The sequence below is a fragment of the Pseudomonas ceruminis genome (genome assembly GCF_021602025.1).
GTDB classification, from domain to species: domain Bacteria; phylum Pseudomonadota; class Gammaproteobacteria; order Pseudomonadales; family Pseudomonadaceae; genus Aquipseudomonas; species Aquipseudomonas ceruminis.
The window spans coordinates 97,795-121,068 of record NZ_BQHW01000020.1; the positions used below are offsets into that span (position 1 = coordinate 97,795).

Below are 23,274 nucleotides of genomic sequence, written 5' to 3' on the forward strand. Positions count from 1 at the left end.
GAAATACTTGACAAATTGACAAAATGTCAATTCAGCAAACTATTCATCCGTGCCAGAAGCTGCTGCTTTACCACCTCTAAAGCCTTCCAGCAGAGCGGCCTGCAGGGTTCTGTTCAGTTCACGCAGCTCCTTGTTCTGTGCTTCTAGGGCGCTCAGGTTCTGTTGGGTAACCTCCAGACGACCGCGGGTCTCAGCGGCATCGTCAGTGGCCTTCGAGCGCTGAATCCGCAGCTGGTCGATGAGCGTCAAAGCTTGCTGCAGCTCCTTGCCGACCTTCTCTGTTTTGCCTCTCTCTTCATCCCGAACCCTGGCGGTCTCCATCATCAGGTGGTTTTCGGTTCTCTCAAGGTGCTCCTCCGCGGCAATCCGCGCAGTCTCGGCCTTCGCACGTGCAGACTCAGTCGCATCGTTTGCTGATTGGAGCTGCTGCTGAAGGCGCTCAAGCTCTCCGCGATGCATGTCCTGGGCACGCTCAACTACGCCACTGTGCACATCCTGCAGGCGCTTGATTTCCTCACCATGAGCCTGACTTGCGGCAGTGAGTCTCTTGTTGAGATCTGCGACCTCAGCTTGAAGTTGCCGAATATAAGCACTCGACTGATCCAGCTGATCGGTCAACCGCTCCTTGTCCGCGATGAGGCCAGCGAGCTCTCTGCTCTGGGATTCAAGGCTAGCAGTAGCTGCCCGCTCATTGTCCTGCGCCGCCTTGGCGGCATCAACGGCAGCCGCTGTCGCCGTCTCAAGCGCTTTGCGCTCAACCGCATGAGTCTCCTCGGCCGCCTTTAGAGCGACATCCCAGATCTCATCAAGCTTTTCGCACACTGCGTTTGGAACACCAGGTCTTCGCAGCCTGGCGCTCAGAATAGGGCCGGTCTCACTCCAGAACCTTTTGATTTCCTCGTTCACCAGATTGGGCGAGGCTTTGAGGTCATGGTGAATGTATATGCACTCGCGAATTTCCGCCTGGCGAACCTCGCGACCCGCATCAAGCAGCTCTCTCGCGTAAAGGTGGACAAGATCTCTGGTGCTCAGCCTTTTGTCAGATGGGAGTCCGGTGTTGGCCATGAGGCGTATCCTTGGAGATAGGGTCGGGAGACTAGGAGCCGGCGACCTCGGCGAGGGGCCAGTACGTGCCTTGGCCGCTCCTCACAGGGAGGGGGCTGGCCTTAGAGGGGAGCATACACTCACGTCTCTAAAACAACAAATTCGTATTGGATATCATACGTAACGTATCCGAAAAATGAAAAACTCGTGAATATCTCCGATTATCACGAGTTTTTTCAAGCAAGAAAAAACGCCCCTTCAAAAGCCCATCGCTATCAGTAGCTGGCTTTTCAAAGAGGCGTTTTTGATTACTCGTTAACCCCTATGAACAAAGGGGTTCTGACAAATTTGCTTGCGCTGGAGATCAAGCATCAACGTCAGCCATAAATGCGAAGCCACGGCCAAAAATGCGAAAGCAAGGCAGCACCGGATCTGCGGGGCACCATAGCTGAAACGAACCATGGACACTTTTCAAACCCTAGCACAGAGCGGCCGCAACCCGATCATTGCCCGATCAGCTGCAGAAAACCTGCTGTATTGGCAAAGCCTCACTGATGCTCCTGGGTCAAACGCCCAGGCAAAACCGTCTTGTTGAGCAGTCTGGCGCCGGCGGTGATCCAGACGTCTGAGGCATGGCTGCCAACGGCGGGAAGTAATTCGTGAACTTGGAGGATGAACGCAACGGTCCAGGAATCAGTTCCGGAAACGTCCTCAGTATTACTTCCGAGGACAGAGCCCCACGGTACCTTGCTCATAAGCCGCGGCGACCACTGGGATGTACGGACCCCGAAGACGCTCCTACGTCGATTCTGATCAATTCGCAGGGGCTAACATCACCAGATTTCACACAGGAGCACGTAAAAAATCCATCTTCTGGGCTCATCTCAGGATTCAACGGGCGCAGCCAACCTGGCTCATCCAACTACTTGATTTCATCGTTAATGCCCCTAAAATCAGGGATTTCACAACAAAAGACTTGCGCTGTGGATCAAGCCAAAAATGCAAAGATTTCTCGTGGGCTGCTGCTCCTGCGCCCTGGGAAGCTGTCCCGAGATGACTTCAAGCAACTGATCCTACATAAGGGTTGGCGCATGGCTGATGTGGCATGCCGTTGGTCAATTCGTCCAGAGCACATGAGCCGCATCGCTGCCGACGAGGACAGGGACTTCAAATGGGACGACCTGGCCCGGGCTTTACCAACGCTGAGCCCAAACGAACAGGCTGCGGTGAAAGCAGCTCGCATGGTGCTGGCGCCACCAGCCAAACGGCAGCGCAAGATCACTCAGGTGCAAGATGCACCGATCGAGGTGCCAGTAGCGGTCGCAAGCTCTGCAGCTGCTGATAAGCCCTTCACTTGGAATCATGATGACGACGAAGATGACGAAGAGTTCGCAGGGGTCGCCACAGACGGCTATCGCTGGAGGCGCTACCTATCCCGCGGTGCCGAGCTGGTCGTCGACAGCGAGATCGACAACTTTGCGACGTTCGGGTCCATTCTGGTAGTGGTTGCAACACGGGAAGGTGTCGATTCGGCTGGAGGCGTACAGGAAGAGTACCAGTGCGAAGCACCATCAGGCTCGCAGCGATGGTTCGAGCCCGATGAGATTGACGACTGGCTTGTCTACAACGGCAAAACGCGAGACTTACGATGAACACGAACACTCCAGCCATACACAGAATTCCGTACCTCCAGGCCAAGTCAGAAGTTGCGCTGCTTGATCGCGAGCCTGTCGACGTCATTGACCAGGTCGATGTGATCCAGGCAGATAACGACATCGAAGCAGCTTGGATGTGGCTCCATGCCAAAGGAACGAACCCTAAGACTAAACGGGTTATGCGGAAGGAAGTGGAGCGGTTCATCCTCTGGGCATTGCACACCCTGGGTAAACAGCTCTCCCAAATAACTGTGATGGACATCACCCAGTACATCGGCTTTATGGCTGACCCACAGCCGGCTGAGGTTTGGGTATCGCATACAAAGCACAAGCGCTCTCATCCAGACTGGAGACCGTTCGCTGGACCACTTAGCAAAGCGTCGCAGCAGTACGCCCTGATCCAGATCGGCAGCATGTACAAGTGGATGATCCAGGGTGGACGCCTTAAAGCGAACCCAGTGTCGCTCGTGGCCAAGCCCCAAGTCGACGTCGACTTGACGATCAAACGGCTGCTTCCCGAGGCAGCCATAGGCTTGGCATTTGAGGCTATCGCAGCTACAAAAAGCCCACTCAAACGAGCTCGCGACCATTTCATGTTGAGCTTGTTCTACATGACCGGCGTGCGAACGTTCGAAGCGACCGGCGCTACCATGGGCAAAATCCGGCGATCAGCAAGCGGTACTCTGTGGTTGGAGGTGCTGGGCAAACGAAACAAGGTTAGAGATGTGCCGATATCCGAAGACCTCTATGAGGACTTGTTGCAGTATCGCCACGCGTTCGGGTTGTCACGTGAGGTGCCAGTGAAGGACACAACCCCCCTCCTCCTCGCCTCGAACTCAAAGCTCAAACGCGCGCATAACGACACCATTTTGAAAGCAGTCAAAGAGATCATGCATCGTGCTGCAGCCCTGGCAATAGAGCGCAGCCAGTTCGATTTGGCCGATCGACTTGAGGAGGCCTCAACGCACTGGCTCCGCCACTCGTGCTTCAGTCACCTTGCCAAAGCTACTGGTGACCTGGTGATGATCAAGGCTCTGGCTGGTCACAGCAAAATCGAAACCACCAGTCGTTACCTGCATACGGAGGACGACGCTTTGCATGCGGGTGTCGTTCAAACCCTAAGCACCCCTCGACTACACCGGTAAATATCTCCAGGCCTCAGTGTTGTTGAATCAGTGACGGTGGCTGCCAAGGCCACCCTTCGCTGATGGCCCGGCTGCTGTGAGGGATGAAGCATCGTCCGACCATTTTCGACGAACAACTCTCATACCTGCAGTGTACGTCCTCCGCATAGAGCCCTCTCCGTTACGACGGACATCTGAGCGCCCTACCCTCGATATTTTTGTCGCTAAATCAGTTAATTACCCAAAATCATCTGGTTGACAGCGTTTGAACCCAGACACTACCAGATGACAGATTTCAGTAAGTGTTCTATCTCTATCAGGTAGAAATGCGTTTTTTCTTGTCTGACCGTATGGATTCGTATGAAAATGCGGCCATCCTACCTACCTGACCTCGGTAAACCACATGACTTCAGCTGCTGCGCCACTCGATCAGTACATCTTCACTGATTTCACTCAGCTAACCTTCACCCCACAATTTGTGGCTGAACGCTTGATGATCAGCACGCAGACACTCAAAGCCATCGAGAAGGAACACGACCTCAACATCGCACGTGTCGCACGCGGATCCGTAGAGGTCAGGAGCTACACGCTAGCTGACATGTTCCTGATTGCGTCGATTCGTCGTGCAAATGGGAACACTAAAGGGTTTTCGAGACCAATCACCTGCTCGACTTACGTCCAAAAAGGTGGGACCGCGAAAACTACCACCACTTGCAATATCGGCATCGAGTTCGCTTTGGCAGGTTTCAAGACCCTGATCATTGACAACGATCCTCAAGCCGACGTGTCCAGCATGCTGGGCTATGACCCTGACCAGACTACCGAGGAGCTTGTAGAGCTTGGCCTTCCTGCTGACAGAGCAGTAGAGGGCCACCTCGGGAACCTGATCCGTCTCGGAAACTTCCCAGAAATGACCCTGGACCAAGTGATCAAAAAACCATTTGGCGAGCACGGCCCCCACCTCATCCCAGCTTACGATTCCTTGGACGATATGGACGTTGTGCTCCGTAACGCCCAGGGTGCCGACTTCCGGTACTCACTGTTCATCGAACGAGCTCGCAAAGGTCAGCTCCCTCACTGCGACTTATCAAGCTATGATGTGATCATCATGGATAACGCACCTTCTGGAACCATGCTATCCCGGAACAGCCTGGCCGCAGCTGATTTCCTGCTGTGCCCAATCCGTATGGACAAATTCTCCTTCCGTGCGCTATCTCGACTGGCCCACAAGATCAATGAAATGAGCACCGATTTCGGTCGGGCTCCAGAGATCGTTGCAGTTCCCACCATGTACATGCGCAACCGCCCCCGCCTACAAGCGAACCTCGCTCGCTTGTCCAGTTTGTTCCCAGGGAAGGTTACGGAACAACCGCTCTTCCACTCCGAGGACTACTCGAAAAGCCTGGAAGACGGCGTACCTCTTTCCCTCTGGAAACAAGGTGGTGAGAACTCTTTGGTCGCGTTCCGCAATGTGTTCGAGGAAATGGTTGGCCGAATCAAAACAGTCCTGGAGAAGGGTAAATGAGGAGTTCTAGCCCGATCGGCAAGCCTACTGTGATCGCGCCGGCGGAGGGTTCGTCTAGCATCCAGGGCGTACATGTTCCGAAGGTTATTCCGGAAGCTAACCTCCGGCCGATGAGCGAGGTGCTCAGTTCTTTGCACCTTGATGAAGAAAGGGACAGTTCAGCGGAGCCGCTGGAACGTGCACCGGTTTCTGATGCTGATCACGTTCACCAGCCGGGCTTGGATGACATTTTCTTGAGCGGCGAGCGCTTGCCAGGCGAGGCAAAGTTCTTGCAATTGACGCTCATACGCCGCGGGAAGTATCAGCCACGCCGCAAATTTGACCCCGAGAAACTCGGCCTTCTCGCGAACACGATTGAAGATAAAGGCCTCAACAACGCGATTATCGTTCGCCCTCTTGCTGACGGTACTTACGAGCTTATTGCTGGTGAGCGCCGGTTCCTGGCTCATGAGCTGCTCCGAAAAGCCTACATCTACGCGCTCATCCGGAATCTGTCGGATGCGGAAGCGGCGATCTTGTCCGTTACGGACAACGATGCCCGGGAAGACCTTACTGAATTCGAGCGTGGTGCAAGTTACAAGAAGCTTCTCGATGACAAGGTTGTACAGTCCCAGGCGGAGTTGTCCCGCCGTGTCGGTCGAAGCATGGCCACGATCAGCCGCTGCCTTGCTTATTTCAAGTTGCCTGAGGGTGTCATTTCACTGCTGGAAGAAGATCCTGACCTGATTGGTAACAGGGTTGTCTCCGATATGGTTGCTTTGGCTGACAAGGGACATATTGAAACCGTTCTGGCCGCCGCAAACCGTATTAAAGAAGGTGCATCCCAGGACAGCGCAATCAACTGGGCCAAAGGTGAGATTCGGCGCAAGACATCACCTCAGGCCCCTGTTCCTCCGCGGCAAATCGATTACAAGGAACGCACCCAGCTGGATGCCCGTATCGATGGGCGCAAGTTGATTCTCACTCCTCCCAAAGGCATTGATCCCGCAGAGGTCCTCGCATACATCGAGGAGATGCTCAAAACGCGTAGTTAAAATCCCTTCCGCCGCCGGTCCCTCCGGCGGCAAGGCGCCCTCGCCTTTCCTTTTTTAATCCACTGATATTGTTGAGTTTTTCGTAGTTTCACTGTGAAAAGCTCGGTCTCGGATCACATCACTTCTTGTCCTCCTGGCTATTTTTCACAGTGAAAAATAACGCCCCCTCCTAGGCGTTTCACTGTGAAAAACTAGCCCCTATTCCCATCTCAACTATGTAGCAGCTCCCTCCATCAGCGCTCACTACCAACTGCGCACTGTGCAGTGTTTACTATGCAGTGCACACCTCACACTGCTCACTGCTCACTGCGCACCGCATAGCCAGCTCATTTGCTGGATGAATGAAGTCACGCCGTCATGCTTTTCACTGTGAAACGCTCTAGCAGCCCTTCTCCTAGCCAAACCATTTCACAGTTCGACGCGCTCCCGCCGATTGCTGTAATGCGGGTCGTTTCACAGTGAAAAGGTAATCGGCTTCCACCTGCTCTCTTCCTTCTCCGAGTCGTGCCCAGAAGTCTCGTTCTGCTCCTGCGATCCAGACATCACCGGCGCAGCTGGCAAGTTGCCGAGCACCGACCCATCCCCACTTTTCACGGTGAAAAGTGCGCTCGGGCACTTGGACGGAACTCCTTACCAAGACGGGTGCTACCGGACATCTTCTAGGAGACTCAAGTTATGAGCAGCCGACTGCCGAGTTGAATAGCCAGCGTCCAGGAATGTGCATGTTGTGAATGCCCATAGATTTCCGCCTCCCTTTTCACGGTGAAAAGACTACGGGTTGCTGGTCTGGGGTAGTGCCTGCAGATCCAAAGGAAATGGACATGAGTGATCCGACTTTGCGCGCCTGGCTTCAATCTGGCATCGAGCTTTTCACGGTGAAAAGCCGCGGCCCCCTTCATATACGGACAGGTTCCGGGTTTCTATTTCACTGTGAAAAGCTTCACCTCGGTGAGGGAACTCATGGATTCAAAACGCAGCTCAGTACGTAAACAGGTATCGAACTGTCCTGGCTTAATCAGCTCCGTGGTGCAATTCGCGCCACTGGCGGCATTCCGACGTTTTCACAGTGAAAACCCGCGGGGTGGCACACCATTACGAGCGGTTACCGCGAACTGCTCTCCACCATGCCCAACGGTCATAGGGGATGCGAGGATCGACAGGGTTAACGGCAGTGCATTAAATCCGTGCCGGCTGCTGGATCAAGCTGTGCGTTTCACAGTGAAAACACTCACAACCAAGAGCCCAGATAACGGGCCAGCTTGTTAAGAACCTGCTGCTTTTGGGTTCATACAGCGAGGGTCCCGAGTCGATGGTCATGCCATTGAGCTGTGCCCCGCTGCACGCGGTGACCACCGCCGTTGCCCGTAGCGTACTGCCCCAGGCAACGGCGGAAAGAGGCGGATCACCGGCTACCTTTGATACCGGGGCGGGTTCGGTTTGAATCAAGGCCGGCGACATGATGACGACTCTCCGGCCAGGACCAGGCGAAGCGGCTTTAAGGCACGGTCAGGGCTGTTTTCTCGCGCAGCGTTCTGCCTTCGTATTTCTCGCGGAAGCGGATCCGGCCGGCGGCGCAATTCGGGGCAGCACGTACTCGACGAAATCATCGATGCCATGGGTATAAGTGAGTGGGCGCGATGTTGACGCTATCGGCGGGTTCCTCTTCGACCCAAGCCTCCATCTTGTCGCCCACGTCCTGACCGGTGCTGACGATGGCCAGGTGCTCCTGGGCCTTCCAAGCGATGCGCTTGCACAGCTGAAGAATGCTCAGGCCTTTTCGCTGGGCGGTCTCGTAGTACATCTGCGCGGTGCTGCGCAGCCCGACGATCTCCAGGTTCGATTCCGGTACCGGGCCGTCAATCAACTCGCGTGGTCATTTCACTGTGAAACGTAGGGATGAAACGAGCTCATAAATTAGCCATTTCACAGTGAAAATCAGGCCCCCGGTCATCAAGGACTTTAGGTGAAGTGCATAGATGAACCGCCCAATTGTTCTCGCCTGCCCAACGTAACCAGTACATAGACGGTGCGTATGCTTGGCCTGGCATGGGGTCCTCCTTTGATTTGTAGAGTAGAGGGCGTGGGGCAAGCAGATCAATCTGTTACCATAGGATTCAATAAAAGTACGTTTACGTGTTATGCGTCGAATACAAAACCATGTGCTGCATAACAGCAGTGCAAGCTATGGCGCATACGCCCCCAAAAGATCAGGAGAAACGCATGTCTATTGCACTGGTATTGAGCGAAGGCTCCGGAACCATCTTCGAGAACAAGAACCGCACATCTGATGCAGCACCCGTGATGATCGGCTATATGGAGTTCCCGCTGAACAAGGAGCGCAGCCATAAGCTGAAGCTTGAGGTAGCGGTCTGGCTCAAGCAGAAGAACGGCTCGAACGAGAAGTTCTACTCACTGTCAGTAGGCGGGATCAATGCCAGCCTGTTCAAGGAAGCTGACAAGAAGGAAAAAGGTCCCGACTACGCGGGTAGCTTCGGCTTCAACCACGAAATGCGCATTGCAGGCTGGCGCAAAGACGGCGTGGATGGTGGTGCACCATTCATCAGCCTTTCGGTTACACCAAAGGTTAGACCGGTGAGCCAGCCGTCGCCAGCAGCTGACGCTGCTGCGCATGCAAACCCAGCTCAGGATGGTCTAGTGGATACAGGTGATCCTCGGTTCCAATTCTGATAACCCCAGACCCCGCTTAGCGGGGTTTTTTTTTGCCTGTTCATTTCCGCAGGCAGCTTCGAAGTCGAATCACGAGGTACTGGCCCTTCATCTCAACGGCAATGGACCTCAGCTTACTACCCAGGCTTAACCGCTGTAGGAGGGTGACTTCCGCGAAGCGGTCGAAAGCTCAAACTCTGACTGCAATTGGGCCTTCACAGCGTCATTGGCGCTCTCTGCCATATGTGACCAGGCCGCCCACAACATACGGCCCACATAATCATGCAGCCCTTCATTACTGGTCTTGGGTACCGTGTAGGCAGGCACTGCCGGCGCGAGGCCAGTCAAGACTGCAACCGATCAAGACCAGGGCCATGCTGCCCATACCCATAGAGAGAGCGTGTTCTGCGCACCTGGTTACCGCCCGGGCTTTAGCTGCGTGCGGGCTCGCTCGGTCCGACTGCCATTTAGGAGGCCTTGCCAGGCCGAGCAGATACATTATTCCCGCCAATTAGGCCGGCAACACGGCTGTTCCCGATAAGGCCACGGGCACTCTGGCAATGGTGTCCTATTCCCCCGTTATCGCCCATGCTCGTTCCATCAGACGCAGCATGAGCCTGACATCTTGTTTCGTAGCCTGGTCGACTCGATCGCCCCCCTTTTTCTCTCTGTCATGGCTCAAGTGACCCAGGGCTCTTGATCGAGGTGACCTGCTGGGACCGCCTGCAGTGTTTTCACGTGAAAACCTCATGCCGCCAATTGTGCCATGGCTAGAGGTGGCGTCCTTCGTAGGCGCGGACCTCCCTGGACCTGGCTGTCTGATCACAGGGCGAAACAGCGAAATGTGCCATCTCTAGAGGCACGACAGATCGAAATTGCCCAAATGTGCCATGGTTAGTGGGCAAAATTGGGAAGCCGTCCGAAATGTGCCATCTCTAGATGAGGTAGGGGCAGTGGCCACCCAGCCAAATGTGCCACGCTTCGAGTGTCTCCCCATCAGTCTTATGCCACTTTTCACAGTGAAAACTATATCAACGATGCCGATCGCGGGCTTCGTTCAACTAGTTCAAACAGGTTGAGTCATTATGCGTCGTGGCAATCCACTATTAGGGGGGGCTAAGGGGGGAGTCGCACCTCCCTAGAACATCAATTGTGCCATCGTCAGGGGGAGGAGGGGTTCTGTAGGTGTCTGATAAGGCTGAAGAAACGAAATGTGCCATTGTTAGAGCACTGCTAAAGCAATTTCGGCAGATCGCTGCGTTCGTGTGCCACGAATCGTGCTGAAGAGTGCCATCGTTAGGGAGGGTGCCGATGCGAAATCGATCATCAGTAATGGCTGGAAAGCCCGTATTTACTGGGATTGGCCCAATTGTGCCATTGCTAGGAAGCCACAGGCCTACCAGTGGCACAATTCACGAGATCGCCTAGCGATGGCACAGTACGGGTCTAAAGGTGGCACATGTTTCTAAGGATGGCACCGGAGCCATCTACCGCCGGCACATTAGTCTCGGAGGATGGCACTGTTTCCCCTGGAGATGGCACAGAAAAATGGCTAGAGCCCTTGTGTATCAAGGGTTTGAGTGATTCACTAACAAAGCTTTAAAAAAGCAGTGAAAACAGAAACAAGCTGTTGTAGGTTTTTTGCTATCGCTTTTTTGAGTCAAAAGCGAAGGGCAAAAGCGGTACCTAGGGATGGCACAATTGGGCACTGACGTTGGAACCGTATTTTCGTTGACCAGAAGTCATACGTTCGAGTAATGTGCCACCACAGTCACCGATGGCACAATTCACATGGACTCAGAAACCCCCACACCGCGAGCTCCGAGAGCAAAGCGTACAGCCGGAGCGACAACGGATACCAGTCCAGCTAAACGCAAGAGGGCACCCAAGCTCCAGGTCGTTCGTGATGTAGAGCCATCCAAAGCCGTAGAGCTGAAAAAGGCAACCGAAGCCCTCTCGATGCGAAACGTCTCTGCCGCCAGTGACTTCACATTCCTTCAGCGAAAACTCTACAACACCCTCCTTCAATTCGCCCAGCAGCGGCCGAGAGAGGAGATGGTTCATGAGATCCCGATCAAACAGGTCGAGGACAACATTGGACACACCACGTCGAACAGCCGTGATTACCTCAAGAAGGTACTCGTGAGCATGTCTCAGACCCAGGTGGAGTTTGACTACAAGGGTGAAAGCCCTGGGCGCAAGAGCGAATGGGGCATCGCAAACCTGATCGCTGAAGCCTACATCTTGGAAGATGGCCAGACCCTTCGCTTTTCGTTCCCACCGGATCTGAAACGCCGGCTACTCGACCCAGCGATCTTCAACTTGATCGACTTGCGGATGCAGTACCACTTCTCCAGCTTCTCTGCTCTCACTCTGCACGAGATCACGTCTCGCTACCTCGGCTCACCCATGGGAGAGACGTACCGTGCACATTGGTCTGAGTGGAGCGTTGTGCTGTCAGGATCTGCTACGCCACATGCCGAATTTCGCGACTTCAACAAAATGCTGGGTCGCGCAATCGACCAGGTCAACAGCATTGAACGCAGATTCCGCATCTCACCGCACGTCACAAAGCTAAACCGGAAGATGGACAAGCTTTGGTTCAAGCTGGAGACACTGATTCAGCCTGGCCTAGACCTTGGACCATCACCAGAGCTGGTTAGCCAGGACGTGTCAAAGCGCCTTAAAGCACTGTCCTTGAGTCAAAAAGATATCGATGAGCTTGGCATGACTCACGATGAAGAGTACCTGCTTGCGCAAGCTGACTACACCGAGGCACAGATGCGCAAGGAAGGGGCTAACGTTGCAAGTCCAGCGGCATATTTCAAGGCTGCAGTAGCCAACAACTACGCCAAGGCGCCAACTCAACAGAAGGCCGCGGAACCAGGCAGGGGCAAAAAGCCAGCCGCCTCTAAAACCGGTGAGAAGTCGAAGCCGGCGCAGGCGCCATCGCAAGCGCCGAAAGCAGCACCATCGAACCAAATGGCAGACCTGCTGGAGCAGTGGGGAGCAGCTCAGCGTGAAGCTATTCGCGCCCAGTTCATGGAACTGTCGGACGAGCAGAAGAAAGAGCTTGCGGAGAAATATGAGACCGAGCTGCGCAAAGACGATCTGGCCTACTCGCAATACCGGTCGAAGGGTTTGAACACGATGGTGATCAATTGCTTGGTAGCGATCCAGTTCCAGGAGCGTTTCCCTGAGACCCCAAGCTCGGAAACACTCCTGCAATTCTTGCTGGGTGGAGCGAAGATCTAAAGCTATCTGTGGCCGTTCGAGGACGGCTGCGGGGCTATCTGTGCGGTGCGCTGGACAATGTTCAACAGCGTATCAGCGGAGAGGAAAGGGGAGTTCTTCAGCATCTGCTCAATGAGCAGAGTCACCACGCCAAAGCAGTCGCCTGGCCCGATAGGCACCGATCGAGGTGGCCGGCCTTTCGTATTCACTGAGAGAAAAACCTTCCCGGGCTGATTCTCGATCGTGAACCACTTTTCGTTTTGTGCACCATGCCCTTTCCCATCAAACTTTGTCTGCATTTGCATGAAGGTCGCCAGCACGCCAGGCAGCTCGCGTCCAGATAGCTGAATGCTGATCTTGTCAGACCAGTTGAATCTCTTGGATGCGGTCGACTCCGCGGCTTCGATCCTAATCGTGTGCTCACCGCCCCTGGTCATATCGGACTGGAAGCAAACGGCGACCTTTCCGCCGTACACGTGCCGAGTAACAAAGGTCTTCTCGCCTGCAGGCTCGCAGGCATTGTCGGAAGTGACAGGCTCCTCGGCAGCCTCAATATCCGCAGCTTCGATCAGCACCTCTGGTTCCAGGGATGCACTGTGCTGCGAATGAGCGTTCCGGTAGATTTCGCACAGAGACTGACCAACATCTGAGTCTACGTAACCACCATTGGCCCATTGTTTGAGATCTTGAGAGAACTGCGGGCCCTCGGATTTCCCAATGCTGATCAGCACTGGGAGGGATGGTTGTGGGAGCTTGGCCTGGAGGATGCGCTCGGTACACCCTGGTAGAATCGTGAAGAAAACTCCACGAAGATAGTGCAGGGCTGAGTTGTCGCCGGCTTTTGCCCGATCGATCGCGTCGGTGAGGTCATCACCCTCTGATTTGTAAACCTCATCGAGCACTTCGATGTCGGGTGCAGGAATTCGCAAACTAGAGAGCTTGGCAGATGCAGACTGGGCATCGAAACGCATAAAGAAGAACCCTTGGCTCAGTAAAATACCGTTCGTAGCCTTACGGATACTAGCAATAGGGTCTTTTCTTATCAATACGTGTTATATCCCATTTGGGAATAACTACGCAAAAGATACTACAGGATGTCTATATCCAGGGCTTTGTTTAGCTCGTCTTCAATGTCGACGGAGCAGCCATCCAGCTGGAAATCAGATTTCGCCAGTACGCCCAACGCCATCATGATCACTGGGGTTCCGAGATCAATACGCTTTGCTACGATCCTGATAGCAGCAAGATCGCGGAGGGAGGGCTTAGGGCGACCTGTGCGCCACGAGTTGAGCGTCTCATACGGCACATCGATTTTCTCGGCGGCCTCCTTCAGGTCTTCTGACCAAGTGGCTGCGATCAGTTCATCCAGAATGAAAATCGGGGATGAGGCGACGTCTGCCTTCGTGACCTCTTCGAAATAGGCCGCGGTCTCATGGCTCTGGCTGACAGCTTTCGAATTGAACACCGCTGACTGCTGAATCAGACAGTAGTCCGACCAGCGAAAAACGTCCGCCATCTGCAGAACTCGGAACCCCGAGCAATGAAGAAATGCAGCAATAAGGTCGATTCGTTTTCGATCCAGTACGTCATGGAGGGGGCGCGGTTTGGCTTTTGACTCATCCCCAAAACAACTGGCCAGCGTGTCTGCGGTGAAACCACAGGCCTTGCTAGCCTCTTGGAAGGGGAGCGATAGCAGTTCAGATCTATCGATTATGGCCTGATATAGGCGGAGCCCTGGGTTCACTACAAATCCTTCTCTCTTAACCGATCATCAGCACTGATTCAGACACACGTTGTCGGCAGCTATCCAACAAATCATGAGAGAGGCCAAGAGATTTTGCTATCTCTGGGTCCACCCAGTCTGCGAGTGATGATCTATCCAACCCCATAACCACGCCATAAGCATAGGTCGAGGATACTGATAGCAATTGGCCAAGGATATCGGGTAGGGGGGATCTATTGGAATACGTGAGCAACGCTTTTTGGATTGGGGTCGGGAATTTCCAGCGCTTCAGCAGCTCTGCTCCAACCTCAGCATTGTCAAATCCAAGCTGCGCCTGCTCGACAGGACGCCGGCCGACAAGATCGAATGCATCAACGGATTGAACTACAGTGCAGGCTTCATCGGGCATTACCAGGTGAATGAGTAGAGCGCCTATGCCTTGCATCAAACCCGTAGTGAAAGCGATATCCCGTTCTGCACCTATGCTCTCCGCCAGGGCAGATGCCATGAACGCAGTATGCAAACCCATTTTCCAGTAGGTCGGCATATCAATGCCTGGTGCGTCCGGCAGCGCCTTCAGTAGGCCAGTCGTGATAATGGTGGTACGGAAGTTGTGTATGCCAATTGTAGATATGGCATCTTCGAGACGGGAGACAGTTCCGCTGCGTCCGAAATAAGCAGAGTTGGCCGTGCGTAGTACTTTTGCGGCGAGAGCCTGGTCAAGGCTCACTGCTTTCACAATGCTGGACAACGGCACTGAGAGATCCCTAGACATCGCTAGTAGCTCCATAACCACCGAAGAGATCGTGGGTAAGGCTGCGGGATTCTTGAATATTTTTGCTAGGGCTTTCATAAAAAGTCTCAGTGAAATTTTGAGCCATCTATCCGTAGGTAGAAATTCAAATTGTAACGTCTTGAACAGGCACGGTCATTAATGATTCAAGAATTGGAAACCTGCGCCGATAGTGTCAAATGGCCAAAAAAAAGTAATTTCAGCAATCCGTAACGCGGAGATGTACGTCACCTGTATTGATTAAATTTTGATAGTATTTTTCGTTATTGGTTCGTGATTTCATCTTACACACGCATGTGACACATCCCCTGAGGCAAGGCAGTTAGGCGAAAAGCCTCAACAGCACACTCTTTCAGGAGACCCACATGATTTCGTACCCACAACATAATCAAGCGCAAACTCGTTCCCTGCTGATTTCCGGACTGTTCCCCAATGGGGAGCCGTTCGCGGAAGAGGTCCAAGCCGATTCTTCCTACGTAGCCCAGATCAAGGTGCTCGCCCAGTGTCGCTATAGCGATCTGGGTGGTGACCTGGATGTCACCGGGCTGACAGATGCTGCCACTGGGTCATCTGTACAGGACTCGCTACTGTCGGCCAAGCAGGACCTCCTCAGCGAAGTAGAGGCTGTCGAGTATGTGATTCACACCGTTCAAAATTCCCTCAATAATGGCCGCACGTTTTCAGCTGGTTCCACCAGCGAGTTGCGCGCTTACGTTGAGTTCTTCGACCTCATCCTATCCGAGGCCCCTCATGCGTTTGACGGGCTATGCTCCGGCGATCGGGTGGCAGATGATGAGGAAATCACCCTTGATTTCGAAGATTCCAGTTCCGCTGAGTTTGCGCTCGTGCCGGCAGATGCTTTGCTGACGCTGGCCACCTTGGCGCTGGGGGAGGGGAGGGCTGTTGCCGCTTATCAGGTACTGACGATGGCGAGCATCACCCGTGTTGCATTGAGCAAGGCCTGCATTCGGGCCTTGGTGTAAAAAAGACCTTCTGGATACCCTCCAGAAGGTCTTTTTTTTACCACTGCATTTTCAGTTGGTGTAGCTCACTGATGCGCGCATGCAACTGGTCCTGGAAGTGAGCTACCTGGCCTCTCAGAAGCACCCAAATGCTCGTAAAGCAGTCACCCTCTACCCAGCCTGCCCTTGCTGGATCAACGATGCAGCTGATGGTGCCGGTGAGGTCGGATGCAATGAAGCTCAACCAAGTCTCCCCCTCAATGAGTGCGCTCTTGGGTGGCTCTGAAATCAAGTAGACGCCCTCGAAGTTACGGCCGGCAAGCAGTGTTGCAATGTGGTGGTGGCGGCCGCTTTCTGCGTACTCATCAGCGTTGCAAATCATGGAATTTCCGTCGACTCAGTAGAAAAAGAACAGCACCTAGGGTATAGTAATTTTTATGCAAATTAGTTATAGATACTTGTTTGCTGAATTGTACACCAATGAGGATTACGCATGAGCAAGTTGGCTGAATTTCGTGCTGCAGAGAAAGCACTGCAAGAGCAACTTTCTGCTTTGGAAGCGCTGAAAAATGATTCAGGGCTGCAACGTGAGATTGAGTTCGAAGAAAAGCTCAAAAGCCTGATGGAAGAGTACGGCGCGAATTTGGGCAAGGTCATCGCCATACTTGACCCGGCTTCAAGTCTGCGCAAAATCAATGCACGGCCAGAAGCCGATCGTCAGCAACGTAAGCCACGTGAGGTCAAGGTCTATAAAAATCCCCACACCGGTGAGACTATCGAGACCAAAGGCGGCAATCACCGCCAGCTGAAAGAGTGGAAAACTCAGTATGGTGGTGACGTCGTCGAATCCTGGAAAAGCTAAGCCCCATTAGCTCTTCACAAAACCGGCTTCTGCAGCCGGTTTTTTTTCGTCCAAAAAAAACCCGCATAGATGCGGGTTCTTATTTAAGTGCGCTCTGCTTGAAGCCGCTGCTCTACAGCTTTTCTCATGCGCATTTCGTAGTCGATCCGCTGCTCATAACGAGCCAGGGCCGTTGCATCGGGTTTGGTCTCGTTGTTGCGCCACCGGTAGATCGTCATTTTGGTCACCCCAAGTATGGTGGCCATGTCTTCGTCTTTCTCGGTATCGATGGCGAGGCGAGTCATCCATTCAGCCAAGATGACGTTCATGTCCCGGTCGAAACGCAAAAGGCGTTCTCTCCGGTGCGGCTCCTCTGCCAGAAGACCCCGAGCCTTTTCCATTACCTCCGTGGGCACCGACGCAGTCCGGCCATAGATGTAGGAGGAGAGTCGAGGGAGACCGATGCCCAGGGCAAAGGCGTAGTCTTGATTGCGTAGGCCCAGGTCAGAGCCGATCTTCACCAGTTCTTGCTGATCAACCGAAAGCTCGGCCCGGCTTCCGCCGCGGGGACGCTTCACACCAGCATCAGCTGGCTTGGATCGCGATGAAGTGTCCGTATCGTTTTCTTGGTCGTCCGTAGGCTGAGGTTGTACAAGGCGTACCATTGGATCTTGATCCATGGCATAGATGCCGGAACTGGCCACTGTTTGTTCTCCGTTGATCACCCGTTTAAGTGCTGCGGCCATTTTAATGGTGGCAGCTTCTGTATCGATATCTCGATCGTGGTCTACTTCTACCTGGTCGGCTAGACCGACTTGCTCCAGTTCCTCACCCTTCTCTTGCATGTCCTCGATGGAGCGATGATTGATCATCAGCTTCTGGCGATCTCGCAGGACTTCTCGGCTGACGTTGTGCGCCACAGCGTACACAACCGCATAGACGGCATCCTGATCTTCAATCTTAGCCAGCATAGAGCCGAAGAAGACTTCCAGCGTCCTTTGCAGGACCTCTTCAAAGTCGCTGAGTTCGCACTTGTTTTGACGGAGCTTGACCCTGCAGATTTTGCGAACGCGCTCATCGCGATCCATCTCGAAGGCCAGACGGTTCACAAACTTGCGTGAGCGGTCCACATTCGAGATGTAAGTCCCGCACAGCTTTTCAAAGGTCGAGGGGGGGCCGGATGGCTCGGAGGGGGGGAGTGACTCGATGTCGGTGTCTTGCACAAGCCCTGAAGCAGTCTCTTGCTCCAGGGCATCAATCTTTTCTACTGCCATAAAGGGCTCGTTGATTTATCCAACCTACGCAGCCACGGTATCCACAGATCGGTCCAGTTGAGGGAGAGCGACACTCCTGAATTGCGCCAGCGAACTGGACACATCGAGGAGGACATTGATGCCGGCGGCCAAGATCTCAGTCTTGATCTCAGGGTAGGCACTCATCGCGTGCTCGATCCGCTCACCTACTTTTCGGATCTGGTCCGCTTGGCTTAGATCATCCACCCCGAACACTGTGCTGGGGTTCTGACCAGGTTCCACACCAAGGGCGTCCAGGCCGATTTCGATTGGGGAGTACTCGTGGATCATGAAGCATTACCTCTGGTAGCGACCGCATAAGGCCGCTTTTATTGATTATACGTACGTGACAGAGAACGTCAATCAAATCCATAACGCGTAAGTGGAAGACTGGTCCGTTTCAAATCGTTGTACTGTGCATTACGCAGGCATGTGATTGGTGATGCAGGGGCGAGTGATCAGATGCAGGTAGCCTGGATTGCCCGCTCGAAGCCGGACAATGCCGCGTGAACCTCAGTCATATCTGATGCAAATGTTGACGCGATAACGACGCCAGCCAGAAGAATTTCAGTCTTGGCTTCTGGGAAGTCTGTCATTGCTTTGAGCATGCACTTGGATGCGCATTTGTTAGAGCAGCTTTTATTGAATCGTGGGCAGTGCGGTTTGCCATCGGTTGAGAGGCAACCCAGCGACGAAAGACCGATTTCCGTAGCTCCCTGGTATGTGTCAAAGCTGAAAGACATGCTGTGTCCCTAATTCCTATCTAGTCCGTTGATTGGCGATGCGGGACAAATTATAGGGACGTGTTGTTATGAGGGTCAACAAATCGGCGCCAGAAAAGTTCCCTAAAAAGTGCGGTTTAATGCGTGCAAAATTTGGTCTGCACGATTTTTCGTATGCAAAAATGCAGCTCAGGCCTTGGGTGGGTGAAGTGTAATCTATTTGATGAATAAAAAAACCAGCGCCTTAAATAAGGCGCTGGTTTATGTGATGCAGTTAAAGAAAGACGTCTCCATCAGGAACAATGAGAATGTCTTCTAACGTGTCTACTATGCGGGTTTGATCTTCGAACAGGTCGCCCATGGATCCAATAGTAGGAGCTACATTTTCCGGGATCAGTTGCTTGACCCTTTTGGCTACGAGTGCACATTGCACGGGTTTTGGCCGCTGTTTACTGGTGGGTGGACTGATGCCGTTTCCTTGAGGAAGATTCTTGAGATGTGCATCGTTTCTTCTTTTAGGTGGGTGCGGAATGTCGCTAAGGTCATACGCCTTCGGCGTATCCCGCTTGCCTTTAGTCTGTCCTGTACGTTCGTGGTCGTATGTCCGTTTTGGTTTAAATGAAGCATTGTCACTTTTGGTATGAATAACCGGCCAATATGTGAAGCTTCCTGTTTTCCACCAAGCAATCACTGGTACACATATAACAAACGTCAATGTGAATAGCGCTAGCTTATGCGATGCACCCGTAGCCGCCACCAACGCGGTGTAGATACAAACTACTACAAGCCACGCGGATACATGCCTATTGATACGTTTCATTTGGTCTCCCAGGTTCGCTTTATGAGAGGGGATGCCGCACACGCCTGTGCAAAACAGGCAAAAAAAACCCCCGTTTCCGGGGGGTGTAGCGTTAGAAGATGAACTCCTTCCTCAAGGTTTGTACCGCTGGTTTAGGTGCTGGCTGTCCAGTTTGCACGGTGGGGGATACCGATTGAGGCAAAGTCGCCGCCGGCAAGTTAGGCATCGTCAGGGGTGCATTGAACTGATCACGAACAGTCACATGTTCTACAGAGGGTTTCCTGTAGACATCGATTTGGCTTTCAGTCAGGTCTACGCCGTGTGCTTTGAGCAAGGCGCGCCAGTCGACAGATCCTTTACGTGTGGAAAGGTGAACAGAGACACCTTCACTTTCATGTCGCTTGCGGCCTGGCGGCATCTGAGAGAGCAGCACAGCTCGGGCTGCTTCCTCTCGCGCTGTGGCTTCCTGAAATTGCCGGTTTGACAGCCGCCAGGCGGCCGCTGCGGCTTCCCATTCATCTGTACTCCATTTGCCTGTTTGGAGCCGGTGCCAGAAGTCGAGCTCGCCTTTAAGTATTTGATCGATCCGCTTCTGGTTACGCGGGACTTTGAGCAGCACGCCTTTAGACCCATCGAATGAGTAGTAGTGGGCGAAGCTGGCTTCAGCAACAAAGATCTGGTGCTGAACCTGGTCCACATACTCCGGTGGGACGATTCCTTTGAGAGCAAGCCCATGAGCTGTATCCCCTGGACATTTGATCTCGACCGGTATCCCCAGAAAGGGATTGAACCCGTCTAGCGATGCCCTGATAAATGGGATCGAGTCACTCTCGGCAATGATGGGCGTAACCGTGGTACCGGTGTGCTTTTCATAAGCCGCCCTAGCTATGGGTTCCAGCTGATGACCCCTGGCTCGAATACGATCGACGTAGGGGTTTGGCGGCGGGGGAGGCCCGATGCCCAGGCGGAGTCTGAAAAGCTCATATGAACTGCGGAATTTTGACGTGCCCATGATCTGGGGCGCCTCGCTAGCTCCGATTCCCTCACGACGCCATGCAAACCAAGCAGCGGAGTTTTGCTGAGCAGCTGGACCCGTGATGATGCGCATTGCCATATCGCAATCTCCTCTAAAAGTGACCTGCACCGGAACAGTGGAAGGCCTGATAACGGGAGATGCGTAACGTTCTTGCAGAAACTAGATGCCTTGGACTGGCGTCAGTGAGAGGGGGATTTAAGTAAGGAAGGTCTGAGGAGAAGGGACTGGAGCAATGGTGCTAACCTTGAAGACCGGCTGCTAGGCAGCCGGTAGCGTACAACAGCGGTGTTACTCGCCGATCCTCATCGTGCGGGGAAGGCCCAGCATGGCGTTCTGCATACGGAGATCATTCAGCGAGATCGAGGGGTCTGAAGTCGCTGCAGCTGAACTGGCGCAACCCCGGCCGGTTAAGCAAACCGTGTGAATCACCAGGTTCGTCCCCGCGAGCTTGTCGACGTTCTGGCCGCTGGTGGTCTGTGCTGCATCGGATGCTGCGGTTAGGCCTGAGGCGACGTTGTTCCCAACCATCCCAGAGTCGGTGCAATTGTTCAGCAGTGAGCAGGTCGCGAGGGATACAGCCAGAGAGGCACCCGTGGCAACAGCATTGCCCACTGCTGTGTGAGCTTCCTTGTACTGTGAGGCTGGGCCCGCATAGACCTCGCTGATTGTGTACGTGACCTTGGCATCACCCGCAGTCTGGTTGTAGCCAGCTTTCTTGAGAGCGTCATTCACATACGCTGTCATGTCACCAAGGGCGGCGTCCTCGGTCACGGCCTTGACAGGCACACCCTCTACCAGGCGCCCGTTGATCTGTGCTGCTTGAACGCGCACCGGGCCTTTCTCAACGGTGATTGGCTTCGCTGCACAACCAGGTAAGGCGATGATGACGCAGGTGGCAGCTAATGCCGCGATTGCTTTATGGATCACGTGAGCCTCAGGGGGTTGAATAACATGTAACTATAATACTGATGGGTGGCCATGGAGGCTAGTGGCAAAATGCTCATGCAGATGGGGCCGGGGCTGCCGGCGGCGCAAATAGCCATCTGCGTTAGTTGCGAATCGCTGCACCGCTAGTCGTCTCAACGAGCTGCAGGAGGGGGATCGGCTAAAATTTCTGGTAGTGCGGAGAGGTAGAGTAGGCCATGAACAATAACGTCTTCCACAGCGCCACCATCAGGGGTCAGCTTTTCGAGGCCTCAATGATTTACGAAGGCCCCTGGATTTCATTAATCACCCCACGGTCGGCCGTCCATGATGGTGTGCACCTCGGGGTGTGCAACATCGTTCAGTTCGATCCTACTAGCTATAGGTGCCATGGGTTTGGGTGGTACATCGTCAAATATCGCAGTGAAGCTCGGGTATTTCTCAGGGGGTTCACTATTGACGATGCCCGTGCCTTATCGGATGAGTTCGGGATCAAGTTGCTGGACCACGGGGGCTGGGACAGTCGAACGCTTTTTTATCGCAGCAAGGCTTGGGAGGGATTGAGAGCCTGGGTGAGATCGCATCCGAGAATTGCGAAGCGTTATGCAGCTGGTACTAACCCTTACCTTTCAGATTGGTATCTCAGAGCTACTAGCGAAGAAATGGTGCCATTGCCGCTAGGGTAGAGCCAAGATGGTAGTGGCGTGTGCGATCCTCATCTCGTGGCCCCGGCTCCCAGCCGCTCGCCCCCTCACATGTTTTTACCGAGGTTGCAATGGACAAATCGGAAATGAGCAGGCTTTTGGAGCTTCAAGTGCAAGAGAAGCTGAGGGATGGCTATTCAATAACCACCTATGCGATGGACGCAGCTGGTCGGGATCGTGTGAGGTGTGGGATTAAGACCAAAGGTCATTCCCTTCCCAACGAGAATCATGCGGCGGAGGACTGGCAGGAGTACATCGGTAAACTGGAGACGGGGGCGTACAAATCGGTAGTGAGGACAAAAGTGATCGAGACGGGCGACTCTCCAAACATCGATCAGTCTGCCGGCGGCAGTGGTACGGTGGGTCTGTGGAAGGCCCGACGTCACTGAGACAGTGGAGGCTAATACGCCTCTAGACGTAAGGGCTAACAAAGGCGCCCGCGGCGAAAAAAAACTGGGCCTTTGATATACAAAGAGCCCAGTCCTGGTAACCACAGCTGCCGCGGCGCTGTAGGTGGAGAATCCACCGTTACCAAGACTGAGCTCACCTCTTTATCGCCATTAGGATAGTCGACAGCAGTACGACGTCCTGCTTGGCTAGCTTGCGAATCCCCACCAGTTGCACCTGGCTGCTATGTGAAGGACATACGTCCGGGGAAGTCATTTGCGCTGCTCACGTAGTGGTGAGCGACCTGAGGGATAACCGCTTCGACCTAATCGTCCAGCTGTGTTGTCAGTTCCTGGGAGAAGCCCGGACTCGACTATTGTCTGATCTCAAAACTGGCGGTGCATCACCGAGTCGAGAACACAGAGGCAAACACAGGGGATGCATTAGGGAGCGGAGATATCAGGCGGTATGTGGGTAGTGCGCTAACCCGTTACCGTGTTGCTGACTACAAAGGAGGCTTCGCGACCTCGGACCTGACTGGCTTCTCCAGTGGGAGTATCCGTTAACTTTGCCTCAGGTAATGTTCAACATGGGCTGATAAACACCATTTCTATAATCGAGTAGGAGGCGGTTTCACAACCGCCGTCCTCTCACACCACCGTACGTACGGTTCCGTATACGGTATGCGTACGGCCAAGTCATCTACCCAGCCCTGCAAAGCCAAGACATGGTGTGCACTTACATTTAAGTGGGCACCAGTTCTAGCCTTTTAAGCGGGTATTTCATGCAGCCAACACGCCGTTCCTAT

At 53.8% G+C, this 23,274-nt stretch carries 20 protein-coding genes; 9 read left to right on the forward strand and 11 right to left on the reverse strand.

Annotated elements, in window-relative coordinates:
* Positions 1-39 precede the first annotated feature (39 nt).
* The gene (locus tag L6D80_RS21415; RefSeq protein ID WP_023383815.1) at positions 40-1,065 is read right to left on the reverse strand and encodes a DNA-binding protein; all 1,026 of its coding nucleotides are present in this window, start codon (positions 1,063-1,065) and stop codon (positions 40-42) included.
* A gap of 962 nt (positions 1,066-2,027) precedes the next feature.
* On the opposite strand from L6D80_RS21415, the gene L6D80_RS21420 reads away from it, so the two are divergent.
* The 4 genes from L6D80_RS21420 to L6D80_RS21435 all read left to right on the forward strand — a co-directional run bounded on the left by L6D80_RS21420 (position 2,028) and on the right by L6D80_RS21435 (position 6,382).
* On the forward strand, positions 2,028-2,696 hold the full coding sequence (locus L6D80_RS21420) for a hypothetical protein (protein ID WP_023383816.1): 669 nt from the start codon (positions 2,028-2,030) through the stop codon (positions 2,694-2,696).
* The gene (locus tag L6D80_RS21425) at positions 2,693-3,844 is read left to right on the forward strand and encodes a tyrosine-type recombinase/integrase (protein ID WP_054893896.1); all 1,152 of its coding nucleotides are present in this window, start codon (positions 2,693-2,695) and stop codon (positions 3,842-3,844) included. Before L6D80_RS21420 ends, L6D80_RS21425 begins: the two co-directional genes overlap by 4 nt.
* Before the next feature lie 382 nt (positions 3,845-4,226).
* Positions 4,227-5,348, forward strand: a complete 1,122-nt coding sequence (locus L6D80_RS21430) for a ParA family protein (RefSeq protein WP_023383511.1) — start codon at positions 4,227-4,229, stop codon at positions 5,346-5,348.
* Entirely contained in the window at positions 5,345-6,382 is a 1,038-nt protein-coding gene (locus L6D80_RS21435; protein ID WP_023383512.1) for a ParB/RepB/Spo0J family partition protein, read from the forward strand. Before L6D80_RS21430 ends, L6D80_RS21435 begins: the two co-directional genes overlap by 4 nt.
* Positions 6,383-7,985: 1,603 nt before the next feature.
* On the opposite strand, the gene L6D80_RS21440 is transcribed toward L6D80_RS21435, so the two are convergent.
* Positions 7,986-8,246: a xenobiotic compound monooxygenase A subunit gene (locus L6D80_RS21440; protein ID WP_023383513.1), complete on the reverse strand. Its 261-nt coding sequence runs from the start codon at positions 8,244-8,246 to the stop codon at positions 7,986-7,988.
* A gap of 356 nt (positions 8,247-8,602) precedes the next feature.
* Here L6D80_RS21440 and L6D80_RS21445 point away from each other — a divergent pair, with 356 nt between their 5' ends.
* Together L6D80_RS21445 and L6D80_RS21450 are read left to right on the forward strand one after the other, a co-directional pair.
* Entirely contained in the window at positions 8,603-9,070 is a 468-nt protein-coding gene (locus L6D80_RS21445; RefSeq protein ID WP_023383514.1) for a hypothetical protein, read from the forward strand.
* Between the two features lie 1,770 nt (positions 9,071-10,840).
* The gene (locus L6D80_RS21450) at positions 10,841-12,304 is read left to right on the forward strand and encodes a RepB family plasmid replication initiator protein (RefSeq protein ID WP_175442762.1); all 1,464 of its coding nucleotides are present in this window, start codon (positions 10,841-10,843) and stop codon (positions 12,302-12,304) included.
* Positions 12,305-12,306: 2 nt separating this feature from the next.
* Here the strand turns inward: L6D80_RS21450 and L6D80_RS21455 are convergent, their stop codons facing one another.
* The 3 genes from L6D80_RS21455 to L6D80_RS21465 all read right to left on the reverse strand — a co-directional run bounded on the left by L6D80_RS21455 (position 12,307) and on the right by L6D80_RS21465 (position 14,859).
* On the reverse strand, positions 12,307-13,254 hold the full coding sequence (locus L6D80_RS21455) for a hypothetical protein (RefSeq protein WP_023383516.1): 948 nt from the start codon (positions 13,252-13,254) through the stop codon (positions 12,307-12,309).
* 116 nt (positions 13,255-13,370) lie between these two features.
* On the reverse strand, positions 13,371-14,027 hold the full coding sequence (locus L6D80_RS21460; protein ID WP_023383517.1) for a helix-turn-helix domain-containing protein: 657 nt from the start codon (positions 14,025-14,027) through the stop codon (positions 13,371-13,373).
* A gap of 16 nt (positions 14,028-14,043) precedes the next feature.
* A complete protein-coding gene (locus tag L6D80_RS21465) occupies positions 14,044-14,859 on the reverse strand; it encodes an HDOD domain-containing protein (RefSeq protein ID WP_054893895.1) in 816 nt (271 codons plus the stop codon).
* 305 nt (positions 14,860-15,164) lie between these two features.
* Here L6D80_RS21465 and L6D80_RS21470 point away from each other — a divergent pair, with 305 nt between their 5' ends.
* Entirely contained in the window at positions 15,165-15,782 is a 618-nt protein-coding gene (locus L6D80_RS21470) for a hypothetical protein (protein WP_023383519.1), read from the forward strand.
* 37 nt (positions 15,783-15,819) lie between these two features.
* Here the strand turns inward: L6D80_RS21470 and L6D80_RS21475 are convergent, their stop codons facing one another.
* Positions 15,820-16,143 carry a hypothetical protein gene (locus tag L6D80_RS21475; protein ID WP_023383520.1) on the reverse strand — a complete coding sequence of 108 codons (324 nt, stop codon included), beginning with the start codon at positions 16,141-16,143 and terminating at the stop codon, positions 15,820-15,822.
* Positions 16,144-16,254: 111 nt separating this feature from the next.
* On the opposite strand from L6D80_RS21475, the gene L6D80_RS21480 reads away from it, so the two are divergent.
* Entirely contained in the window at positions 16,255-16,623 is a 369-nt protein-coding gene (locus L6D80_RS21480) for a histone-like nucleoid-structuring protein, MvaT/MvaU family (RefSeq protein WP_023383521.1), read from the forward strand.
* 83 nt (positions 16,624-16,706) lie between these two features.
* Here L6D80_RS21480 and L6D80_RS21485 read toward each other — a convergent pair whose 3' ends face one another.
* The 5 genes from L6D80_RS21485 to L6D80_RS21505 form a co-directional block, all read right to left on the reverse strand.
* On the reverse strand, positions 16,707-17,876 hold the full coding sequence (locus tag L6D80_RS21485) for a hypothetical protein (protein ID WP_023383522.1): 1,170 nt from the start codon (positions 17,874-17,876) through the stop codon (positions 16,707-16,709).
* Between the two features lie 24 nt (positions 17,877-17,900).
* On the reverse strand, positions 17,901-18,185 hold the full coding sequence (locus L6D80_RS21490; protein ID WP_023383523.1) for a hypothetical protein: 285 nt from the start codon (positions 18,183-18,185) through the stop codon (positions 17,901-17,903).
* 705 nt (positions 18,186-18,890) lie between these two features.
* The gene (locus L6D80_RS21495) at positions 18,891-19,436 is read right to left on the reverse strand and encodes a hypothetical protein (RefSeq protein WP_082412236.1); all 546 of its coding nucleotides are present in this window, start codon (positions 19,434-19,436) and stop codon (positions 18,891-18,893) included.
* Between the two features lie 91 nt (positions 19,437-19,527).
* Entirely contained in the window at positions 19,528-20,529 is a 1,002-nt protein-coding gene (locus L6D80_RS21500) for a lambda-exonuclease family protein (RefSeq protein ID WP_054893894.1), read from the reverse strand.
* 210 nt (positions 20,530-20,739) lie between these two features.
* A complete protein-coding gene (locus L6D80_RS21505; RefSeq protein WP_023383562.1) occupies positions 20,740-21,378 on the reverse strand; it encodes a hypothetical protein in 639 nt (212 codons plus the stop codon).
* Between the two features lie 772 nt (positions 21,379-22,150).
* Between L6D80_RS21505 and L6D80_RS21510 the strand changes: the two genes are divergently transcribed.
* Entirely contained in the window at positions 22,151-22,468 is a 318-nt protein-coding gene (locus L6D80_RS21510) for a hypothetical protein (protein WP_054893893.1), read from the forward strand.
* Positions 22,469-23,274 lie beyond the last annotated feature (806 nt).